General features: G+C 57.4%; 16 protein-coding genes and 1 tRNA gene. 4 read left to right on the top strand and 13 right to left on the bottom strand.

Going from position 1 to position 21009, the window contains the following annotated elements; all coding sequences use genetic code 11:
- Positions 1 to 2 precede the first annotated feature (2 nt).
- The 8 genes from rbfA to B9Z50_RS06745 all read right to left on the bottom strand — a co-directional run bounded on the left by rbfA (position 3) and on the right by B9Z50_RS06745 (position 11272).
- On the bottom strand, positions 3 to 377 hold the full coding sequence (rbfA, locus tag B9Z50_RS06780; protein WP_108362900.1) for a 30S ribosome-binding factor RbfA: 375 nt from the start codon (positions 375 to 377) through the stop codon (positions 3 to 5).
- On the bottom strand, positions 378 to 3383 hold the full coding sequence (gene infB / locus B9Z50_RS06775) for a translation initiation factor IF-2 (RefSeq protein ID WP_108363639.1): 3006 nt from the start codon (positions 3381 to 3383) through the stop codon (positions 378 to 380).
- Positions 3384 to 3409: 26 nt separating this feature from the next.
- The gene (gene nusA / locus B9Z50_RS06770) at positions 3410 to 4894 is read right to left on the bottom strand and encodes a transcription termination factor NusA (RefSeq protein ID WP_108362899.1); all 1485 of its coding nucleotides are present in this window, start codon (positions 4892 to 4894) and stop codon (positions 3410 to 3412) included.
- Positions 4895 to 4965: 71 nt separating this feature from the next.
- Positions 4966 to 5529, bottom strand: a complete 564-nt coding sequence (gene rimP, locus B9Z50_RS06765; RefSeq protein ID WP_108362898.1) for a ribosome maturation factor RimP — start codon at positions 5527 to 5529, stop codon at positions 4966 to 4968.
- A gap of 156 nt (positions 5530 to 5685) precedes the next feature.
- The gene (locus B9Z50_RS06760) at positions 5686 to 7293 is read right to left on the bottom strand and encodes an ABC transporter ATP-binding protein (protein ID WP_108362897.1); all 1608 of its coding nucleotides are present in this window, start codon (positions 7291 to 7293) and stop codon (positions 5686 to 5688) included.
- Positions 7290 to 8345, bottom strand: coding sequence for an ABC transporter permease (locus B9Z50_RS06755; RefSeq protein WP_108362896.1), 1056 nt, complete (start codon positions 8343 to 8345; stop codon positions 7290 to 7292). Before B9Z50_RS06755 ends, B9Z50_RS06760 begins: the two co-directional genes overlap by 4 nt.
- Positions 8342 to 9379, bottom strand: a complete 1038-nt coding sequence (locus B9Z50_RS06750) for a microcin C ABC transporter permease YejB (RefSeq protein WP_108362895.1) — start codon at positions 9377 to 9379, stop codon at positions 8342 to 8344. Before B9Z50_RS06750 ends, B9Z50_RS06755 begins: the two co-directional genes overlap by 4 nt.
- Before the next feature lie 3 nt (positions 9380 to 9382).
- Positions 9383 to 11272, bottom strand: coding sequence for an extracellular solute-binding protein (locus B9Z50_RS06745; RefSeq protein ID WP_108362894.1), 1890 nt, complete (start codon positions 11270 to 11272; stop codon positions 9383 to 9385).
- 37 nt (positions 11273 to 11309) lie between these two features.
- Between B9Z50_RS06745 and fabI the strand changes: the two genes are divergently transcribed.
- Complete coding sequence (gene fabI / locus B9Z50_RS06740) at positions 11310 to 12125, top strand: enoyl-ACP reductase FabI (RefSeq protein ID WP_108362893.1); 816 nt, start codon at positions 11310 to 11312, stop codon at positions 12123 to 12125.
- A 429-nt stretch (positions 12126 to 12554) separates the two neighbouring features.
- Here fabI and B9Z50_RS06735 read toward each other — a convergent pair whose 3' ends face one another.
- Complete coding sequence (locus B9Z50_RS06735) at positions 12555 to 14828, bottom strand: arginine/lysine/ornithine decarboxylase (protein WP_108362892.1); 2274 nt, start codon at positions 14826 to 14828, stop codon at positions 12555 to 12557.
- A gap of 196 nt (positions 14829 to 15024) precedes the next feature.
- Here B9Z50_RS06735 and B9Z50_RS06730 point away from each other — a divergent pair.
- Positions 15025 to 15115 (top strand) — tRNA-Ser (locus B9Z50_RS06730).
- A gap of 106 nt (positions 15116 to 15221) precedes the next feature.
- Here B9Z50_RS06730 and B9Z50_RS06725 read toward each other — a convergent pair.
- The 4 genes from B9Z50_RS06725 to B9Z50_RS06710 form a co-directional block, all read right to left on the bottom strand.
- Positions 15222 to 16388: a branched-chain amino acid ABC transporter substrate-binding protein gene (locus B9Z50_RS06725; RefSeq protein ID WP_108362891.1), complete on the bottom strand. Its 1167-nt coding sequence runs from the start codon at positions 16386 to 16388 to the stop codon at positions 15222 to 15224.
- A gap of 112 nt (positions 16389 to 16500) precedes the next feature.
- On the bottom strand, positions 16501 to 16770 hold the full coding sequence (locus B9Z50_RS06720) for a hypothetical protein (RefSeq protein WP_108362890.1): 270 nt from the start codon (positions 16768 to 16770) through the stop codon (positions 16501 to 16503).
- Complete coding sequence (locus B9Z50_RS06715) at positions 16767 to 17201, bottom strand: DNA polymerase III subunit chi (protein ID WP_108362889.1); 435 nt, start codon at positions 17199 to 17201, stop codon at positions 16767 to 16769. Before B9Z50_RS06715 ends, B9Z50_RS06720 begins: the two co-directional genes overlap by 4 nt.
- Before the next feature lie 31 nt (positions 17202 to 17232).
- Positions 17233 to 18765 carry a leucyl aminopeptidase gene (locus tag B9Z50_RS06710; RefSeq protein ID WP_108362888.1) on the bottom strand — a complete coding sequence of 511 codons (1533 nt, stop codon included), beginning with the start codon at positions 18763 to 18765 and terminating at the stop codon, positions 17233 to 17235.
- Between the two features lie 24 nt (positions 18766 to 18789).
- Here B9Z50_RS06710 and lptF point away from each other — a divergent pair, with 24 nt between their 5' ends.
- Both lptF and lptG read left to right on the top strand, forming a co-directional pair.
- Entirely contained in the window at positions 18790 to 19899 is a 1110-nt protein-coding gene (lptF, locus tag B9Z50_RS06705; RefSeq protein WP_108362887.1) for an LPS export ABC transporter permease LptF, read from the top strand.
- Positions 19896 to 21002, top strand: coding sequence for an LPS export ABC transporter permease LptG (gene lptG / locus B9Z50_RS06700; RefSeq protein WP_108362886.1), 1107 nt, complete (start codon positions 19896 to 19898; stop codon positions 21000 to 21002). Before lptF ends, lptG begins: the two co-directional genes overlap by 4 nt.
- The last annotated feature ends 7 nt before the right edge of the window (positions 21003 to 21009 follow it).

Below are 21009 nucleotides of genomic sequence, written 5' to 3'. Positions count from 1 at the left end.
GCTCAGTCCTCCTGGGCGCGAGACGACACGGCCTTGGCGATCAATGCGTTCATATCTGAGGCACGTTCTGTGGTGCGGTCAAACAAGAAGTGCAATGTCGGCACGGTGTGGATGTGCAATCGTTTGAACAAGCCATTGCGCAAAAAACCCGCAGCAGCGTTCAGGCCTTCGGTGGCTTCTTCGGGATTGCCCGTCAAAACACTGAAAAAAACCTTGGCATGGGCGTAATCGGGTGTGACCTCGATGGCGTTGAGCGTGATCATGCCCACACGCGGGTCTTTCAACTCGCGTGCTATCAACTCGGCCAGATCCCGCTGGATCTGGTCGGCCACGCGGAAACCGCGGTTGGGCACAGAGGACTGCTTTTTACGCGCCATTTACAGCGTTCTCGCGATTTCCTTGACGTCGAAGAATTCGAGTTGATCGCCTTCTTTGATGTCGTTGTAGTTCTTGAGCTTGATACCGCACTCGAAGCCTTCCTTGACTTCACGCACATCGTCTTTGAGACGTTTGAGCGAGTCGAGTTCGCCGGTGTAGATGACCACGTTGTTGCGCAGCAGGCGGAATTTGGCATTGCGGGTGACTTGACCCGAAGTGACCATACAACCTGCAACCGTACCGATTTTGGAGGCCACGAACACGGTCCGGATTTCGGCCATACCCATGATCTCTTCGCGCTGCTCTGGAGCCAACATGCCCGACATCGCGGCTTTGAGCTCATCCACAGCGTCATAAATGATGTTGTAGTAATGCAGGTCAACGCCATTGCCTTCGGCCAACTTGCGCGCACCGGCATCGGCACGCACGTTGAAGCCGATCACGATGGCCTTGGAAGCGATCGCCAGGTTGATGTCCGATTCGCTGATGCCGCCCACACCGGAGTAAACCAGCTGGACTTTGACTTCTTCGTTGGACAGCTTGAGCAAGGATGCGCCCAAGGCTTCTTGCGAACCCTGTACGTCGGCCTTGATGATGATGGGCAGCATCTTGACTTCGCCCGCCGACATGTCGGTGAACATGTTCTCGAGCTTGGCCGCTTGTTGCTTGGCAAGCTTGGTGTTGCGGAACTTGCCTGCACGGTAAGTGGCGATCTCGCGGGCACGGCGCTCATCGCTCATGACCATGAATTCGTCGCCGGCTTGTGGCACTTCGGTGAGACCTTGAATCTCGACAGGAATCGAGGGACCAGCCGATTTGATGGTGGCGCCGTTTTCGTCCAGCATGGCACGCACGCGGCCAAAAGTCTGGCCAGCCAGCACCACATCACCCGTGTTCAAAGTGCCCGACTGCACCAAGATGGTGGCCACAGGACCACGGCCCTTGTCCAGACGCGCTTCGATGACCAAACCCTTGGCGGCAGCTTGCACCGGAGCCTTGAGTTCCAGCACTTCGGCTTGCAAGAGCACTTGCTCAAGCAATTCGTCGATGCCCATGCCGGTTTTGGCAGACACAGAGACAAAAGGCGATTCGCCGCCAAATTCCTCTGGCACGACTTCTTCAGAAATCAGTTCAGCACGCACGCGCTCGATGTTCGAATCGGGCTTGTCCATCTTGTTGATGGCCACCACGATCGGCACACCCGCCGCTTTGGCGTGTTTGATGGCTTCTTTGGTTTGCGGCATCACACCGTCGTCACCGGCCACCACGAGGATGACGATGTCGGTGGCTTGCGCACCACGGGCACGCATGGCCGTGAAGGCCTCGTGACCGGGGGTGTCTAAGAAAGAAATCATGCCGCGAGGCGTTTCGACGTGATAAGCGCCAATGTGCTGGGTGATGCCACCGGCTTCGCCGGATGCCACTTTGGCACGGCGGATGTAGTCCAGCAGCGAGGTTTTACCGTGGTCCACGTGGCCCATGACAGTCACCACAGGTGCTCGGGGCAACAACTCGGCGTGTTGATCGGACACTTCGTCGTCGGTGAAGGCTTCTGGATCGTCCAGAGCCGCCACCACCGCTTTGTGGCCCATTTCTTCCACCACGATCATGGCGGTGTCTTGGTCCAGCGGCTGGTTCATGGTGGCCATCTGGCCCAGCTTCATCAGGTGCTTGATGACCTCAGAGGCCTTGATGGCCATCTTGTGGGCCAACTCCGACACGGTAATGGTCTCCGGTACGTGGACTTCCAACACACGCACTTCAGCCGGTGCCTGCTGGTTTTGGCCTTCTTCACGGTCGCGCTCATTGCCGCGTCGGCCGCGAGGCCCTGTGCGCCAGTTGTTGCGGCCCACACCACCACTGGTATCACCACGCGTGGGAATGGCCTTTTTCTTGGCAGGATCGCCCGCCCAGCTGGACGACAGCTTGGCCGATTTGACTTCCTTGTTCGCACCAGGAGCGCCCGGCGCAGCAGATGTTGCAGCTTGGGCAGCCGCTGCACGTGCACCAGGGGCGGGTGTACCTGCTGGCTTGTGCAGCGTGCCTTTGACCGCTGCTTTGGGCTCAGCCTTGGGCTCTTCCTTCTTGGCCACCAACACCTTTTTGGGGGCATTCATCATGGCGCGGATGGCTTCGGCCTCGGCCAGAGCCTTGCGGCGTCGTGCGTCCAGATCCTGAGCACGCGCCGTGTCTTCATCAGCCTTGGCTTTGGACTCGGCAGCAGCCCTTTGGGCTGCGGCTTCACGAGCGGCCTTGTCGGCATCGGCTTTTGCGGCAGCAGCTTGGGCAGCTTCAGCAGCCGCTGCGGCTTTGTTGTCCGCGGCTGAGGTCACGGGCTCTGTCGCAGCAACAGCCGCAGGCTTGGCCTGGGACGCAGCATTGATTCTGGCCGCTTCTGCCCGCGCCAACTGTTCACGCTCTTCGCGGCTCAGTTGCGGCTTGGCTGCAGGAGCAGGCTCTTGCGTCTTGGCTTCCTCGATCACTTGTGCCTGGGCTTGTGCCAAAGCTTTCGCTTCTTGAGCAGCCAGCTCAGCACGCTGCGCGGCTTCTTGGGCTTCACGAAGGCGGCGCTTTTCTGCCAAATCTTCTTCTTGACGGCGGATCAACTCGGCCTGTCGGCGCGCTTCTTCTTCGCGGCGAGACAGTTCTGCGTGGTCAATCTGAGGCTCCTCAACCGCCTCTTCTGCCGCGGCCACAGGTTCGTCATCGCGTTTGATCAATGTGCGTTTTTTGCGCACTTCGACTTGGATGGTGCGGGCTTTGCCTGAAGCATCAGCTTGCTTGATCTCACTCGTCGATTTTTTGACCAGCGTGATCTTTTTGCGGTCGGCGGACACGGTGCCGTGGCTCGCTTGCAAATAGCTCAGGAGTTTTTGCTTGTCCGCGTCGGTCAAAGCATCGGCCTGAGTGGCCTTAGGCACCCCGGCAGATCGCAATTGCTCAAGCAAAACATCGGCAGATTTTTTGAGTTCATTGGCGAACTCGGCAACAGTGGTACTGGACATAATTTTGTTCAAGCCTCCATCAGACTTCAGGCCTGGCCAGCGAACCAATGTTCACGGGCTTTCATGATCAGGGCGGTCGCCTCTTCAGCTGTCTGAGCGGTAATGTCAGTCAGTTCGTCGGTGGCCAGGTCAGCCAGGTCGTCACGGGTGTGGATACCCGCTTCCACCAGCTTGGAAATCAGCTCAGGCGTCAAGCCAGGCAGGTCGCGCAGGTCCAGAGAAACGTCTTCAACGCTCTCTTCACGTGCAATCTCAAGGGTCAACAATGCGTCCTTGGCACGGGTACGCAGTTCATTGATCGTGTCTTCGTCGAAGCTTTCGATTTCCAGCATTTCCTGGATCGGCACATAGGCCACTTCTTCCAGGCTGGTGAAGCCTTCACCGATCAGGATGTCTGCAATCTCCTGGTCCACGTCCAGCTTTTCCATGAACAGCTGGCGAATGCCGGTGGTCTCTTCGGCCTGCTTTTGGGCCGACTCGGCCGCGTCCATGATGTTGATCTTCCAACCGGTCAGGTCAGAGGCCAAACGCACGTTTTGGCCACCGCGACCGATGGCGATGGCGAGGTTTTCTTCGTCCACCACCACGTCCATGGCGTGCTTTTCTTCGTCCACCACGATGGACTGCACATTGGCCGGAGCCAAAGCACCAATCACGAACTGGGCCGGGTCTTCACTCCACAACACGATGTCCACGCGCTCGCCAGCCAATTCATTAGTGACAGCGTTGACACGTGTACCACGCACACCCACACAGGTGCCAATCGGGTCGACGCGTTTGTCGTGCGACAGCACAGCAATCTTGGCGCGGGAGCCGGGGTCACGGGCGCAGGTTTTGATCTCCAACAAGCCTTGCTCGATCTCGGGCACTTCCTGACGGAACAACTCGATCATGAACTCGGGGGCCGAGCGCGACAACAAAATGGGGGCGCCGCGCAAAGTCAGGTCCACTTCCATGATCATGGCGCGCACACGGTCACCGCTGCGCAGGTTTTCCTTGGGGATCATTTCGCTGCGCTTGAGACGGCCTTCGATGCGGCCAGACTCGCAGATGATGTCGCCCTTGTCCATGCGCTTGACGGTGCCCACAAAAATCTTTTCGCCACGCGACATGAAGTCGTTGAGCAGCATCTCGCGCTCGGCATCGCGGATTTTTTGCAAAATCACCTGCTTGGCGGCCATGGCGCCAATGCGGCCAATCGGCAAGGATTCAATGGGCTCTTCGATGTATTCGTCAACTTCGATGTCCGGGATTTGTTCTTTGGCTTCGAACAACAGGATTTCCTGCTCGGGCAATTGCAAACCGGCTTCGTCGGGCACCACATGCCAGCGGCGAAAGCTCTCGTAATTGCCGTTGTCGCGGTCCACCGCCACACGGATGTCCACTTCGCCTTCGTACAACTTCTTGGTGGCCTGGGCCAAAGCAGCTTCCACGGCTCCAAACACCACATCGCGCTCAACGTTCTTTTCACGTGAGATGGCTTCGACCAACATCAACATTTCGCGATTCATGAATTGACTCTCCTGTTCCAGCGGGCCTGAGTACAGAGCCCGAAAGTTTGCTCAAAAAATGGGGGCGGCCGTCAGGCTTCCTGCTTGGGCTTTCGCCCTTTGAAGTCCACAACGGGGGCGAGTCGCGCATCGCGCAACTCATCGAGCGTGAAACCCAACGCATGTAAGGGCGCGGGTATCCGCTTTTTACTGACCTTTTGACCGGGCTTGACTGCAGGCTCATCGCTCCAGACGATTTGCCAGCCTTGGCCGGTGGCGTCACGCTCGAGCGTGCCGCGGAATTTTTTGCGTGTCGGATTGACCATGCCTGCAGCGCTTTCGCCCATGGGCTGCTTGAGCGTGATGTCAATCAATTCGCCCACAAAGCGCTCGAAGTCTTGCTCATTGCGCAAGGGGCGATCGATGCCGGGGGAGGACACCTCCAACCGGTTGTAGGTCACGCCATCGACTTCCAGCGCGAATTGCAACTGTCGATTGACCTTCTCACAGTCTTCCACGTTGATGAACAGCTCTGACCCTGGCTGCCATGGCCAGTCGATGGTGATGCGCAACAAACCGCCCGCTGTGCGGTCAATCTCAACCAGGTCATAGCCCAGACCGGTTACGGTTTCTTGAACAATTTGCTGCAATGCCACAGAGCTTCTGGATGTCAACGTTAAAAAAGAAACAACCAAAAAAAACGGGCGGTGAAAACCCGCCCGTTTGGTCGTGAAGCCAGTATTCTAGCCGAGAAAACGCTCTAAGTGTGTGATTTTTCTAGGAAAACGATGCATTCGCCAGCGATGTACCGGTCAAACAGTCTCAGGAAAGGCCTCAACCAAGCTGCGTGTGTAAGGGTGCTGTGGATCACCGAGCACCTGATCGGCCAAACCCTGCTCCACCACCTGCCCTGACTTGAGCACCAAGACCTGGTGGGCCATGGCCCGCAGCACGTCCACATCGTGGGTAATCAACAAATACGCCATGTTGCGTTTTTTTTGTAGCGTTTTCAGCAATTCCAGGATTTGCTTTTGTACCGTGACATCGAGTGCACTGGTGGGTTCGTCCAGCACCAACAGCGAGGGCTCGACCACCAAGGCTCTGGCCAAGGCAATTCGTTGGCGCTGCCCCCCTGAAAAAGCATGCGGGAAGCGGTTGAGCACATCGGCAAATCCTTCACCCACCAAGCCCACCTCGGCCAAAGCCGCGCGTACGCGATGCTCTGTTTGTTCTGATGTCCAGTGCGGCTGATGCAAGCGCAAACCCTCAGCGACGATTTCCCCCACCGTCATGCGCGGCGACAAACTGCCATAGGGGTCCTGAAAAACCACCTGCACCTGCTTGCGCAAAGCCTTGTCCCGCGACGGAATGCCTTGCCAGGTTTGGCCGTCAAAGGACAAATCACCCGTGAAAGGGATCAAGCCCAGCACCGCCTGAGCCAGGCTCGACTTGCCCGACCCCGACTCGCCCATCACGCCCAAGGTGCTGCCAGGCGACAGCGAAAAATCTGCGCCGTGCAAGGCGGTGAAATGGTGTTTTTGAAACCAGGCTTTGAATCCGGGCACCGCCTTCGGGTAGCGCACCTGCAGCTGCCTTGCCTGTAAGACAGGTGGAGTCTCCAAAGGTGGCTGCGCCACCAGACCCTCACGACTGGGGCGGCTGGAGAGCAATTTGAGTGTGTAAGGGTGTTGGGGTTGCTCAAAAACCGCTCGCAAAGTCCCCTGCTCGACCAGATGACCTTTCTCCATCACCGCCACCCGATGGGCAAAGTGGCGCACCAAGCCCAAATCGTGGGTGATGAGCAGCACGGCCATGCCGGTTTTTTGCTGCAGATCGGCCAGCAGCTGCAACATCTGCAGGCGCAAACCGGCGTCCAGCGCAGTGGTGGGCTCATCGGCCAACAGCAGCTTGGGCTCAGACGCCAAGGCCATGGCCATCATGGCGCGTTGGCGTTGGCCGCCCGACAACTGGTGCGGATAAGCCCCAAAACGGCGCTCAGGGTCGTCGATGCCGGTTTCAGACAACAAATGAACGGCTCGCGCATCGGCGTCGCGTCGGGACAAAAGCTTTTTGAGCTGCAGCACTTCCGAGATCTGCGACCCCACGGTCATCAACGGATTCAGCGCCGTCATGGGCTCCTGAAAAATCATGGCAATCTCGTCACCACGAATGCGCTGCATTTGCGCAGGGGTTTGCTGCAACAAGTCCTGGCCTTGCCAAAGCACCTGGCCCGACAGCTCTGCCGACTCCAACAAACGCAGCACCGACAGTGCGGTGACCGATTTGCCCGAGCCCGACTCTCCGACCAAGGCCACACGCTCACCGGCCTGAATGCTCAGGTTCACGCCATGCACCACGGCCTGGCCGCCAAAGGCGATGCGAAGGTCTTTCAGTTCCAGCAAAGCTTGTGAAGTGCTCATGCGTCCACCTTTCGCGGATCAAGCGCGTCGCGCAAGGCGTCCCCCATGAAGGTCAAGAGCAGCAAGGTCACCACCAGAACCACAAAGGTGGACATCGATATCCACCAGGCGTCGATGTTGTTTTTGCCCTGGGCCAGCAATTCCCCCAAAGAGGGGGTGCCAGGCGGCACACCCAAACCCAGAAAGTCCAGAGAGGTCAGCGCCAAAATGGCGCCGCTCATGCGAAACGGCAAGAAGGTCACCACCGGGGTCATGCTGTTGGGCAGCACATGTCGCCACATGATCTGCCAATGCCCCAAGCCCAGAGCCCGCGCCGACTTGACGTAGTCCAACTGGCGGTTGCGCAAAAACTCGGCCCGAACGTAGTCGGACAAACCCATCCAACCAAACAGCCCAAGCAACAAAAGCAGCAAGCCCACACTGGGCTCGAAGACGGCCGAAAAGATGATCAGCAAATACAACTCGGGCATGGCACTCCAGACCTCAATGAAGCGCTGGAACACCAAATCGGTCTTGCCCACAAAAAACCCTTGCACTGCACCGGTCAACACACCCAGCACCACACCAAACAGCGTGAGCGCCAATGCAAACAGCACCGATACCCGAAAGCCATAAAGCAAACGGGCCAACACATCACGCCCCCGGTCATCGGTGCCCAGCCAGTTGCGTGCTGTGGGCGGCGCGGGGTTGGGCAATGGGGCGAAATAGTCGAGCGTGCTGTGGTGGTAAGGGTTGGGGGCCTGCAAAGCCCAGTTGTCACCCTTGTGCAATTGCTGCTGGATAAACGGGTCCAAATAATCGGCGGGCGTCTCGAAATCACCCCCAAACACCTTTTCAGGCAAGGTCTGCACCACCGGGAAATACCATTGCCCCTCAAAACGCACCACCAAAGGCTTGTCGTTGGACAAAAACTCGGCCCCCAAGCTCAGGATAAAGAGGGTGAGAAAAATGATCAGGCTGCCAAAGCCCAACCGGTTGCGCCTGAAACGCTGCCAAGCCCGGGCCGAAGGCGACATCTGCTGCGGGAATGCGGTGGCGATTGCGGTGGTCATTTGTCGAACTTCACACGCGGGTCCACCCACAAGTAACACAGGTCACTGATCAGCTTGGTCACCAATCCAATCAGGGTGAACAAATACAGGGTGCCCAGCACCACCGGGTAATCCCGACGGATCACCGCCTCGTAGCTCAGCAAGCCCAAGCCATCGAGCGAGAACAAGGTTTCGATCAACAAGGAGCCAGTGAAAAACGCGCCGATGAAAGCCGCTGGAAACCCCGTGACCAGCGGAATCAAAGCATTGCGCATGACATGGCGGTACAGCACCCGGTTCTCGCTCAGGCCTTTGGCGCGTGCCGTCAGAACGTACTGCTTTCGGATTTCTTCCAAAAATGCGTTCTTGGTCAGCATGGTGATGACCGCAAACGAGCCGAGCACACTGGCCGTGACTGGCAAGGCGATGTGCCACAAATAATCGACCACCTTGGCCCCCCAGCTCAACTGTTCCCAGTTGGACGACGTCAAACCGCGCAGCGGAAACCACTGTAACTGACCGCCAAAGATCACCAGCAAAGCCACGCCCAGCACAAAGCCAGGAATCGCGTAACCCACCAGCACCAGCAAGCTGGTGAGCGTGTCAAAGCGCGTGCCCGCCCGCACCGCCTTGGCGATGCCCAATGGCACCGACACCAGATAACTCAGGAAAAACGTCCACAAGCCCAGACTGATGGACACCGGCAGCTTTTCTTTGATCAAGCTCCAGACGTCTTTGGGATAGAAAAAACTTTGGCCCAAATCGAACTGCACAAACTGTTTGAGCATCATCCAAAAGCGCTCGGTGGGCGGTTTGTCAAAACCATAAAGCGTTTTGATTTCTTCAATGCGCGCGGCATCTACGCCCTGACGCCCCCGATAACCACTGCCTGCAGCAGCAGCGCCCTCCCCACCCGTGTCGCGGCCTTGCAGCTGAGCCACCATTTGCTCCACCGGACCGCCGGGCACAAACTGGATCACCACAAAAGTCATCAGCAACACCCCGAACAAAGTCGGAATCATCAAGAGCAGGCGTTTAAAAATATAGGCCAGCATGGGTCAGGGGGCCTTTTTGACTGCTTGAGCCGCTGTTGAAGGTGCTGTGGCCAGGGCATTGGGCGACCACCACACGGTGGTGACCAGTTTTTCCGGCTGGTAATAACGCGGCAAGTCGGTGGGTCGGGCAAACGCCTTGGCCCGCCAAGACACCCGGTGCACCGCGCCATACCAATGCGCCACCACGTAATGACCGTGCCTGAGCACCCTGTCCAAGGCCCGCAGGCTGACCACCAGCTCCGGTCTGGACGTGGCACTCACCACCTTATCGAGCAGCGCGTCCACGGCGGGGTCTTTCAGGCCAATCACATTGCCGGAGCCCTCCACATCGGCCGATTGGCTGCCGTAGCGCTCGAGCAACTCGGTGCCGGGCGCTTCGCTGCCCACGGTGCGGTTGCTGATGATGTCAAAGTCGAACACGTCCATGCGTTTTTGCAACAGTGCAAAGTCGATCACCTTGTACTGAACTTGGATGCCCAGTTTTTCCAAGTTCTTTGCAAAGGGCGTGACGACTCGCCCCATGGAGCCCGAATTGTCCAGAAACTCGATGCTGAAAGCTTGTCCCTTGGCGTTGCGCAAAGCACCCTCTTTGTAGGTCCATCCGGCGGCTTGGAGCAAATCACGTGCTTGGCGCAAATGGTCGCGCAAGGTCTGGCCCGAAGCAGGATCGAGCGCAGTTTGGGGTGGTTGCGGCACATCCTGCTCAAACACGGCGCCAGGCAGCTTGGACCGCAAGGGGTTCAGCAAGGCCAATTCATCGGGGCCTGGTCGCCCCTTGGCCTCGAAGTCGCTGGCCACAAAATACCCACGCACCCGGCTGTAGGCGTTGTAAAAAAGTTGGCGGTTCAGCCATTCGAAATCCATGGCCAGCGCAATGGCTAGGCGCACCCGCACGTCCTGAAACTTGTCACGGCGCGTGTTGAACAAAAAGCCCTGAAAGTCCCCTGCATTGCCGTGCTGCAGCTCGGCCTTGATCAATTCACCGCGTTCAAAGGCGCGTCCAGTGAAGGCCCGGGCCCACTCCCTCGCAATGAATGACTGCATGTAATCGAACTCGCCTGCCTTGAAGGCTTCAAGCTGGGCTGTGGGGTCCTTGTAAATTTTGTAGGTGATACGGTCAAAGTTGAATTGGCCTTTGCGAACGTTCAAGTCACGCGCCCAATAGGCTGGGTCGCGCTCGTAGGTGATGTCCTTGCCAAACTGCACACGGCCAATCCGGTAAGGGCCGGACGCAATCGGGATGTCCGTGACCAATTGGTCCAGCGGTTGATGAACGCCACCTGCCAGTCCCCATTTTTGGCTGAACACAGGCAAGCTGCCCACAATCAAGGGCAGCTCGCTGTTGGGGCGAACAAAATCAAAGCGAATGCTGCGCTCGCCCAAAACCGTGGCGCCTTTGACTTCGCCAAAATAGGTGCGGTACTGGGGCGCGGCCTGTTTGCTCGTCAGGCGCTCAAAAGAATGGCGAACATCGGACGCCAGAACAGGGTCGCCATTGTGAAATCGCGCTTGCGGGTGGATCTGAAAAGTGACCGACATGCGGTCCATGGCCACCGCCACATCGGAAGCCAGCAAACCGTAGGCCGTGGTCGGTTCGTCCATGTTGCCCACCAACAAGGTATCAAACATCATGGACAGCATGGAAGGCGGGGCACTGCCCTTCAAGGTGAAGGGGTTGTACTTGTCGAAGTTGGACTGCCGTGTGGGCGGCACCAGGCTGATCTCGCCACCTTTGGGCGCGGCAGGGTTCACGTAGGCAAAGTGGGCAAACCCGGGCGGGTAGCGGATGTCCCCAAATTGTGCGTAAGCGTGTGCGGCCCAAGCGTTGCCCGCCACCCCAAGCCCGAGGGCCAAGCAGCAGTGTGTCCAGAAACGGGCCAAGGGTCTACGCATGCGACAATTCTGCCCACATTTTTCAGGAGTTGAAGGCATGACCACAAAAACAGGATTTCTGTCGGGTAAAAAATTGTTGATCACCGGCGTGTTGTCCAACCGCTCCATTGCTTATGGCATCGCCAAGGCCTGCCACGCACAAGGCGCTGAGCTGGCTTTCAGCTACGTGGGCGAGCGTTTCAAGGACCGCATCACCGAATTCGCGGCCGATTTTGACTCCAAGCTAATATTTGATTGCGATGTGGGCAGCGACGAGCAGATTGAAAAACTGTTCACCGACCTGTCGGCCACTTGGCCCAAGTTCGACGGCTTTGTGCACGCCATCGGCTACGCCCCGCGTGAGGCGATTGCGGGTGACTTTCTGGACGGTTTGTCGCGCGAAGGTTTCAAGATCGCGCATGACATCAGCGCCTACAGCTTCCCCGCCATGGCCAAAGCGGCTTTGCCCTATCTGAACGACAAGTCGGCTGTGCTGACCCTGACGTACTTGGGCGCAATCCGCACAGTGCCCAACTACAACACCATGGGCCTGGCCAAAGCCAGCCTGGAAGCCTCTGTGCGTTACCTGGCCGAGTCGCTGGGCAGCCAAAACCGGGGTCTGCGGGCCAACGGCATTTCGGCCGGTCCCATCAAGACGCTGGCAGCCAGCGGCATCAAGGGTTTTGGCAAGATTTTGTCGGTGGTGGCCGAGGCTTCGCCCATTCGCCGCAACGTGACCATTGAGGACGTAGGCAATGTGGCGGCGTTCATGTTGAGCGATTTGGCCGCGGGTGTGACGGCCGAGATCACCTATGTGGACGGTGGATTCAGCCAAGTGGTCGGTGGCATTGCCGAGCCATCGTCAGCGGCTTGATGCAAGTCTGGAACTGCTCTTTGTAAAACCTGGTTCCTGCTTTTTCATACACCGCCTGAGCCGAGGCGGGCGCTGCCCGGGCTCATAACTCGCTTCGCTCGCCAAATCGCCCGGTTCAGCGCCCACCTCACCTCAGGCTCAGAGGATGTTCGTGTGGCCATGGGCCAGATGAAGGTTTCAGGACTGCTCGGGCGTTCGGGCTTGACCAACCAACGGCGCTTGGCCACTTACATTGAAGAGTGGAATCGAACAACCATCATTTGGAATTGAAAAAAGCGGCGAAAGCCGCTTTTTTCAATTCTCCCCCGCAGGTGCGTTGGGGCCCTGTGCGGGGGCGATGTGGCAAAGCGAAGCGCCTCTGAGCCCCCGCACAGGGCCCCAACGCACCTGCCCCCTAAAGCCTTGAGACACATCGCCAAGGCAAATGTCTTAAAGTTTCACGCAATCCGCAAAGTACCGCTTCTTGCCATCGTCGTCTTTGATCTCGACCAGACCATGGATGTCGGTTTCGAAGCCCGGGCACTTTTCGTTGAACTCACGCGCGAACTTGAGGTAATCAACGATCTTCTTGTTGAAGACCTCGCCGGGGATCAAAAGTGGAATACCGGGCGGGTAAGGCGTGACCAAACCCACCGTGATACGACCTTCAAGGTGGTCGATTTCCACCCGCTCGGTCTTGCGGTGCGCAATATGTGCATAAGCATCAGACGGGCGCATGGCCGGGGCCAGGTCCGACAAATACATGTCAGTAGTCAGTCGGGCAATGTCGTACTTGGAGTACATCTCGTGCACGTGCTGGCACAGATCGCGCAAGCCCATGCGCTCATAGCGCGGGTGCTTCTGGCAGAACTCCGGCATGATTTTCCACATCGGCTGGTTCTTGGCGTACTCGTCCTTGAATTGTTGCAATGCAGTCAGCAGTGTGTTCCAGCGGCCCTTGGTGATGCCGATGGTGAACATGATGAAGAAACTGTACAGACCCGTCTTCTCCACCACCACACCATGCTCCGTCAGGAACTTGCTGACGATCGATGCAGGAATACCGGTCTTGTCGAACTTGCCATCCAGGTTCAGACCGGGCGTCACGATGGTCGACTTGATGGGGTCGAGCATGTTGAAGCCGTCGGCCAACTGCTGGCCAAAGCCGTGCCATTTGCTGGCTTTCTTGCGCGGGTCATTGCGCAAAATCCAGTCGTCCGCACGGCCAATGCCCTCCTCCGCAAATTTTTCAGGGCCCCAGACCTTGAACCACCAGTCCTTGCCATAGTCCTCGTCCACCTTGCGCATGGCACGGCGGAAATCCAAAGCCTCTGCAATGCTTTCTTCGACCAAGGCAGTACCGCCGGGTGGCTCCATCATGGCGGCGGCCACATCGCAGCTGGCAATGATGCTGTACTGCGGGCTGGTCGAGGTGTGCATCAGGTACGCCTCGTTGAACAAGTGTCTGTCGAGCTTCACGCTTTGGGCGTCTTGCACCAGCACATGGCTGGCTTGGCTGATGCCCGCCAGCAGTTTGTGAATGGACTGCGTGGCATACACCACAGACTCTTTGGGGCGAGCGCGCTTTTTGCCCATGGCGTGGTACGGGCCATAAAACGGGTGGAACGCCGCATGCGGCAACCATGCCTCATCAAAATGCAGATTTTCGACATAGCCGTCGAGCATGGTCTTGATGGTTTCGGTGTTGTAGAGCACGCCATCGTAGGTCGACTGGGTCAGCGTCATCACTCGGGGCTTGATCTTTTTCGGGTCCACGCCTTTGAGCAAAGGATTGGCCTTGATCTTGGCCATGATGGCCGCAGGCTCGAACTCGCTCTTGGGAATAGGGCCAATGATGCCGAAGTGGTTGCGCGTGGGCTTCATGAACACGGGCACCGCACCGGTCATGATGATGGCGTGCAAGATCGACTTATGGCAGTTGCGGTCCACCACCACCACATCACCTGGGGCCACCGTGTGGTGCCAGACAATCTTGTTGGAGGTGCTGGTGCCGTTGGTCACAAAAAAGCAATGGTCGGCATTGAAAATTCGCGCAGCGTTGCGCTCGCTCTCGCCAATGGCGCCGTTATGGTCCAGCAACTGGCCCAGCTCTTCCACCGCGTTGCACACGTCAGCGCGCAGCATGTTTTCGCCGTAAAACTGGTGGTACATCTGACCCACAGGGCTCTTCAAGAAGGCCACGCCCCCCGAGTGACCAGGGCAGTGCCATGAGTACGAACCGTCTTCTGCGTAATCGAGCAGCGCCTTGAAAAACGGCGGCTGCACGCCCTCGAGGTAACTTTTGGCCTCACGAATGATGTGACGCGCCACAAACTCAGGCGTGTCTTCAAACATGTGGATGAAACCGTGCAACTCACGCAGGATGTCGTTGGGCAAATGGCGCGAAGTCTTGGTCTCGCCATAGATGTAAATGGGCACATCTGCGTTTTTGCGGCGCACTTCGTCAATGAAGGCGCGTAAGTTGATCACGGCGGGGTCCAAATCGGGCCCAGGAGAAAACTCCTCGTCGTCGATCGACAAAATGAACGCACTCGCACGGCTTTGCTGCTGCGCAAACTGCGACAAATCGCCGTAACTGGTCACACCCAGAACCTCAAACCCCTCGGCAACGATCGCATCAGCCAAAGCGCGGATACCCAGGCCCGAAGTGTTTTCGGAACGGTAGTCTTCGTCAATGATGACGATGGGAAAACGAAATTTCATGGGCTTAAGGGCTGTGCGCCAAAGAGGGATCAAAGGGTTTGTCGGCAGTGGCGAAGTTTAAGGACAAAAAGTGCACCTTGAGTGACACAAATCAGAAATTCAAAAAAATCTCAGTCCCGTTGGGCCTGCAAACCACGAGAAGATTTGCGCGAACAGTCGGAAAACACGTTTTTCCACTGTTACAATCTGCGGCTTCGGAGCGGTGGATGAGTGGTTTAAGTCGCACGCCTGGAAAGCGTGTGTGGGTTAATAGCCCACCGCGGGTTCGAATCCCGCCTGCTCCGCCAAAACAAAAAAAGCCTGCACATGTGCAGGCTTTTTTTCGTCTGTGTATTTCAAGTGCAGTTTTATTGCCCTTGAAAGAAGGCCCTCCCGATCAGGAGGGCCAACAGATCAGCGAACCACAGCGATCTGTGAACGCTGACCACCTTTGTAGGTGTACAAGGTCAAAGCGCCGTTCTTGATGTCGCCTTTTTCGTCGAAAGCGATGTCACCAGTCACACCTTTGTAGGTGATGCTCTTCAAAGCAGGCAGGTACTTGGCGGGGTCAGAAGAGCCGGCATTGACCATGGCTGTGGCCATGACTTTGACGGCGTCATAGACGTAAGGGGCATAGACCTGCACATCGGCGTTGTACTTGGCTTTAAAGTCTGCACGGAACTTGTCCATACCAACTTTCTGTTCGCCTTCAACACCACCGGCTTCAGCGCAGATCACGCCTTCGTCTTTCATGGCATCGCCTGCCAGCTTGGCCAACTCGCTGGTGCAGATGCCGTCGCCGCCCATGAACTTGGCATTGATGCCCAATGATTTCATCTGACGCAACATTGGACCAGCCACAGCGTCCATGCCACCGAAGAACACCACGTCGGGCTTCTTGGCCTTCAGGGTGGTCAAGATGGCATTGAAGTCAGAAGCTTTGTCGGTGGTGAATTCGTGGCCGACCACGTTACCGCCAGCAGCTGCAACAGCTTTCTTGAACTCTTCAGCCACGCCTTGGCCGTAAGCGGTACGGTCGTCGATCACGGCGATGTTTTGACCCTTGAGGGTTTCAACAGCGTACTTGCCGAGCGTGCCGCCCAGGTGCACGTCGTCAGCCACCACGCGGAAAGCACCCGCATAACCTTGACGGGTGTACTTGGGGTTGGTGGCAGAAGGCGAGATCTGGGGGATGCCAGCGCCGTTGTACAGCTGCGAGGCTGGGATGGTGGTGCCCGAGTTCAAGTGACCGATCACGCCGTTGACTTTAGCGTCAACCAGTTTTTGCGCAGCGGCTGTGCCCTGCTTGGGATCGGCTGCGTCGTCTTCAGCCAACAACTCGAACTTGGCAGTTTTGTCGCCAATCTTCAAACCAGCGGCGTTCAGCTCTTCGATGGCCATGCGGGCACCGTTTTCATTGTCCTTGCCCAGGTGAGCAATGGCACCACTGACAGGACCCACGTGACCGATTTTGACGACCAGATCGGTCGATGCAACTTCTTTTTTGCCGCAAGCGGCCAAAACCACTGCTGCAACAGCAACAGACACCACGGTCAAAGAACGTGAACCAGAAAATTTCATAGGAACTCCGAAGAATAAATTTGCTTCAATCAAGCAAGCCGTAAAGATACTGCAAAAACACCCTTTTGTGACTAAGGGAAAACCAAAATCAATGGAATTAGGTGGATCTGGCCTACAAGTCCAAATGGGTTTTGGCGCGCTTTTCCCACACACCTTGGAGGGTTCTTTGCACCAAATCGGATGTCAATCGCTCAATTTCAGGACGAAGGTTCTGAACCAGCTCCTCCGACAAGGCCATCAAGGCCCGTTTCTCTTCGGCTCGTGCATCCAAGGCCAAAGACACACCCTTGGGTACATCGTTCAATGACATGTCTTGAGTCAAAGTAGGTATGGAGTCCGGTGTCACTGTGTGACCCGTCAACAAGGGTGAGTTGGGGGTCATGGGTCGGTCGCCTTGGACAAATCGTGTTGAAGAAGTTCATAGCCGAGGCTTTTGTAGTGCTTCCATCGCACGCGCGCCTGGGCTCTGCCGTGGTCGTCACTTGAAACAATTTCGATCAGACGGTCAAAGCGCTCAAAGCCTTCAGGCACCTCATCACCCAGGTTCAGCAAGACTTCATCGATGCCCCAGGCGTGTGGATCCGACCCGAGTGCCACCGGGGAGGCGCGCTGCACTTCAGGGGGGTCTTGCGCCGTGCAATGCGCCAAAAAGGATACATCCTGAAAGCGCCACAACTCGGCATCGAGTTGCTTGAGCGTAGAGGGCGCACCCACCACCACGATGCGCAAAGCCTGTGCACGCGCTTTTCTCAACAAGCGGCAGGTGTGAAGCAGCCGCTCGCTGGTGTTGAAATGAAACTCGATGCGGGTCATGGGCACATGGTGATTGGAGCAGACCTGCTGATCAATCCTTGCTCGCAGCACGGGCCTTGGGCTTGGTTTTGTCAGCGGCTTGGGGTTGGGTGTCGGGTTTTGACGCCGCAGGTGCTTGAGCAGTACTCATCAGATACTGCAGCAACAATCCCACAGGGCGGCCCGTGGCCCCCTTGGCTGCACCACCGCGCCAGGCTGTACCGGCGATGTCCAGATGCGCCCAAGTGAAGCTCTTGGTAAAGCGCTGTAAAAACTTGGCTGCTGTGACCGAACCAGCAGCACGCCCCGCCACGTTGGCCACATCGGCAAAGCGTGACTTCAGGCCTTCGGCGTAGTCGTCATCCAAAGGCATGCGCCAGCACGTGTCGCCCGAGGTCTCACCGGCTTGCTGAAGTTGAATGGCCAGGGTGTCGTCGCTCGAAAACAACCCCGTGCGCACGGCCCCCAGCGCGATCACACAAGCCCCTGTCAAGGTGGCGATGTCGATCACCGCTTTGGGCTTGAAGCGCTCGGCATAGGTCAGCGCGTCGCACAGCACCAGACGGCCCTCGGCATCGGTGTTCAAGATTTCAATGGTTTGGCCGCTCATGCTGGTGACCACATCTCCAGGCTTCACAGCCAAGCCGTCGGGCATGTTTTCGGTGGCAGGAATCAAACCGATCACATTGATGGCGGGCTTGAGCTCACCGAGCGCTTTGAACACACCCAGCACACTGGCTGCGCCACCCATGTCGTATTTCATCTCGTCCATTTCAGCCGCAGGCTTGATGGAAATACCGCCGGTGTCAAAGGTGATGCCCTTGCCCACCAGCACCACCGGCGCCTGAGAAGACGAAGCCCCGTTGTAGCGCATGACGATGAAGCGCAAAGGCTCTGCCGAACCTTGGGCGACGGCCATGAATGCGCCCATGCCCAGCTTGGCCACTTCCTTGGGGCCCAGCACCTCGCATTTGAAGGCGCGACCCGAAGCGATGCTCTTGGCCGTCTCGGCCAAGAGCGTGGGCGTGGCGTGATTGGCCGGGCGGTTGGCCCATTCCTTGGCCAGCTCAACCCCTGCCACCAAGGCTTGGGCGTGGATCACCGATTGGCGCAGTTCGACGCTGTCGTGCGTGCTGCTGACGAGCACCTGTTTGAGCGAGCGGGCTTTGGGCTTGCTCAAAGTGGTGGTGTAGCTGTAGCTGGCGTCGGCTAGGCTGCTGAGCGCCATTTGCAAGGCTTGGGCAGAAGTTTCTCCCACCACATGCACACCCAGACGCTTGATCTTGCTCGCCTTGAGTGCACCCCAAGCGGCTTGCATGGCGCTGCGAATCTGTCCAGGCAGGTTGTCCGCGCTGCAGACCACCACGACGTGCCGAGTGGCGATGCCGGGCTGGCTGTACAAAGACAAAACGGCCCCGGCCTTGAGATCGAAGTCACCATGGGCGATGGCCTGGGCCACCAAGCGGGTGACCGGCTCCACGGCTTTGGAGTCGGGCTGCACCTGGCTGGGCCAAAGCACCACCAAAGCGTCCACCGTAGCGGTCATGGCATGAGAGAGTGAGAGCTTTTGAAATTCGAAGTTCATAATCCGGGTTTTCCTGTTTTGCCAATGTTATTCCATTCTTCTTTACGTAAAGACCTTGCGCGCAATTTTGGCGCGGCGCTGGTGATATTGGTGACCATTGTGATGACGATCATCTTGATCCGCACTTTGGGGCAAGCCAGCAGAGGCAGTGTCAACCCTTCTGAGGTGATGCTGATCATGGGTTTTCATGTTTTGGGGCAGATGACCACCATCATCACCTTGAGCCTGTTTATTGCCTGCGTGGCCACCTTGTCGCGCATGTACAGCGAAAGTGAAATGGTGATCTGGTTTGGCAGTGGACAGGGCCTGGCTCAATTCATCTCACCGCTGTTTCGTTTTGCCTGGCCGATCTTGCTGGTCATCGCCCTGTTGGCCTTGATAGTCTGGCCGTGGAGCAACCAACAAGTTCAGGACCTGCGCCAACGTTATGAAGAGCGCAACGATGTCGAACGCATCGCCCCTGGCCAATTTCAGGAATCAGCCGGAGGAAACCGGGTGTTCTTCATTGACAAGGACAGTCCAGGCGAGCGCACGGGCAACAATGTGTTTGTTGCTAGCCGTGACGCTCAAACCGAAAGTGTGACAACGGCCTCGCGTGGCCGGGTGGAGTTTGTGGGCAACGACAGATTTTTGTTTCTTGAAAACGGTCAACAATGGCTCAGCCGACTGGACACAGGCGAAACCCGGCTGACGCAATTTGACCGTTACCAACTGCTGATCGACGCCAACGTGGTGAGCGCCGCCTCAGTACGCAACACCCGCCAAACCTACACCTGGCAACTGCTCGAACAGCCCACCCCAGCCAACCTGGCCGAATTGTCTTGGCGTGTAGGGTTGTTATTCACGGCCATCAACATGGTTTTGTTGGCGTTGGCCCTGTCTGCGGTCAACCCGCGTGTGGGGCGCAGCTACCACCTGGTGCTGGCTCTGTTTGTGTTTGTGGCCTATTACAACTTGCTGACCTTGGGACAAAGCTGGATCAGTTCAGGGCGCATGGGTGCCCTGCCTTACATGCTGCTGCTGCATGGGGGTGTTTTAGCGCTCGCTCTGGTTTGGCTGCGCTTGCGCCACATCAACTGGTCATGGCGTTACTTGATACCGGCTGCAGCACCTGCAAATGGAGTGAACCGATGAAAACAGTGCGGCATCTCCTGTACGGTGAAATCATCCGCGCCGTCGTGTTTGTGGCCTTGGGCTTTTTGGCCTTGTTCCTGTTTTTTGACCTGGTCGACGAACTCCAGAACCTGTCGCGATTGGCCGCTCAGGGTTACGAACTGCAGCACGCGCTGCTTTTTGTTGCCCTGAAGACACCGGATCACATTTACGAACTGCTGCCGATTTCCGTGCTCATCGGCAGCATTTTTGTGATGGCCAGATTGGCGCAAAGCTCGGAATTCACCATCTTGCGCACGGGCGGGCTGGAACCCTGGATGGCTTTGTCATCTTTGCTTCGGCTCGGCCTGGTCTTTGTCGGCATGACTTTCTTTTTTGGGGACTACGCCGCACCCTGGGCCGAGCGCCAAGCCCAACAACTCAAAGCCCCCTTTTTGGGACAACTGACGACCGGCCAAACCGGCGCTTGGCTGCGCGAAAAACAAGCAAGCCAGCAATACGCGGTGAACGTGCGCCGCTTTGACGGCATCCGCAAAATGCAGGACGTGCGCATCCACGCCTTCAACGACAAAGGTCAATTGCTGAGCATCACCACAGCCAAACAAGCCCAGATTCAGCCAGGGCAGTGGGAGCTGAGCGAGGTGGAAGAAAAATCCATCCTCTTGCCCAGCACCACCAAACCAGCGCAGTTCAGCGCCAGCAAGCTTGCCAACAAATCCTGGCCCACCGGCATCAGTGCCGACATGGTCGCCGCCGCCTTGCTCAGTCCCGACCGCATGAGCACTTGGGAGTTGTTCGCCTACATGCGCCACCTGTCGGCCAACAACCAAAATGCCCAACGTTACGAAATCGAGTTCTGGCGCAAAGTGTTCTACCCCTTGAGCTGCCTGGTCATGTTGGTGCTGGCTCTGCCCTTTGCTTATTTGCACTTCCGCTCTGGCCAGATCGCTGGACACGTTTTTGCGGGAGTGCTCGCGGGCATCAGTTTTTCTCTGCTCAACAACGTGTTCAGTTTCGTGGGCAATTTGCAAAACTGGCAGCCCCTGCTGACCTCGGCCGCACCTGCGCTCATTTACAGCGCCGTTTCTTTGGCGGCCTTTTGGTGGATGGTTTTAAGACGATGACAAAGCC

This window comes from Limnohabitans sp. Bal53 (genome assembly GCF_003063355.1).
In the GTDB taxonomy this organism is placed as follows: domain Bacteria; phylum Pseudomonadota; class Gammaproteobacteria; order Burkholderiales; family Burkholderiaceae_C; genus Limnohabitans_A.
Note: the sequence above shows the minus strand (reverse complement) of the source record. Positions and strands in the feature narration are given on the sequence as shown.

Excerpts from the sequence above, each read along its gene's own strand:
- rbfA (WP_108362900.1), bottom strand. The coding sequence starts at position 377 with ATGGCGCGTAAAAAGCAGTCCTCTGTGCCCAACCGCGGTTTCCGCGTG.
- infB (WP_108363639.1), bottom strand. The coding sequence starts at position 3,383 with ATGTCCAGTACCACTGTTGCCGAGTTCGCCAATGAACTCAAAAAATCT.
- nusA (WP_108362899.1), bottom strand. The coding sequence starts at position 4,894 with ATGAATCGCGAAATGTTGATGTTGGTCGAAGCCATCTCACGTGAAAAG.
- B9Z50_RS06760 (WP_108362897.1), bottom strand. The coding sequence starts at position 7,293 with ATGAGCACTTCACAAGCTTTGCTGGAACTGAAAGACCTTCGCATCGCC.
- B9Z50_RS06755 (WP_108362896.1), bottom strand. The coding sequence starts at position 8,345 with ATGACCACCGCAATCGCCACCGCATTCCCGCAGCAGATGTCGCCTTCG.
- B9Z50_RS06750 (WP_108362895.1), bottom strand. The coding sequence starts at position 9,379 with ATGCTGGCCTATATTTTTAAACGCCTGCTCTTGATGATTCCGACTTTG.
- B9Z50_RS06745 (WP_108362894.1), bottom strand. The coding sequence starts at position 11,272 with ATGCGTAGACCCTTGGCCCGTTTCTGGACACACTGCTGCTTGGCCCTC.
- fabI (WP_108362893.1), top strand. The coding sequence starts at position 11,310 with ATGACCACAAAAACAGGATTTCTGTCGGGTAAAAAATTGTTGATCACC.
- B9Z50_RS06735 (WP_108362892.1), bottom strand. The coding sequence starts at position 14,828 with ATGAAATTTCGTTTTCCCATCGTCATCATTGACGAAGACTACCGTTCC.
- B9Z50_RS06725 (WP_108362891.1), bottom strand. The coding sequence starts at position 16,388 with ATGAAATTTTCTGGTTCACGTTCTTTGACCGTGGTGTCTGTTGCTGTT.
- B9Z50_RS06720 (WP_108362890.1), bottom strand. The coding sequence starts at position 16,770 with ATGACCCCCAACTCACCCTTGTTGACGGGTCACACAGTGACACCGGAC.
- B9Z50_RS06715 (WP_108362889.1), bottom strand. The coding sequence starts at position 17,201 with ATGACCCGCATCGAGTTTCATTTCAACACCAGCGAGCGGCTGCTTCAC.
- B9Z50_RS06710 (WP_108362888.1), bottom strand. The coding sequence starts at position 18,765 with ATGAACTTCGAATTTCAAAAGCTCTCACTCTCTCATGCCATGACCGCT.
- lptF (WP_108362887.1), top strand. The coding sequence starts at position 18,790 with ATGTTATTCCATTCTTCTTTACGTAAAGACCTTGCGCGCAATTTTGGC.
- lptG (WP_108362886.1), top strand. The coding sequence starts at position 19,896 with ATGAAAACAGTGCGGCATCTCCTGTACGGTGAAATCATCCGCGCCGTC.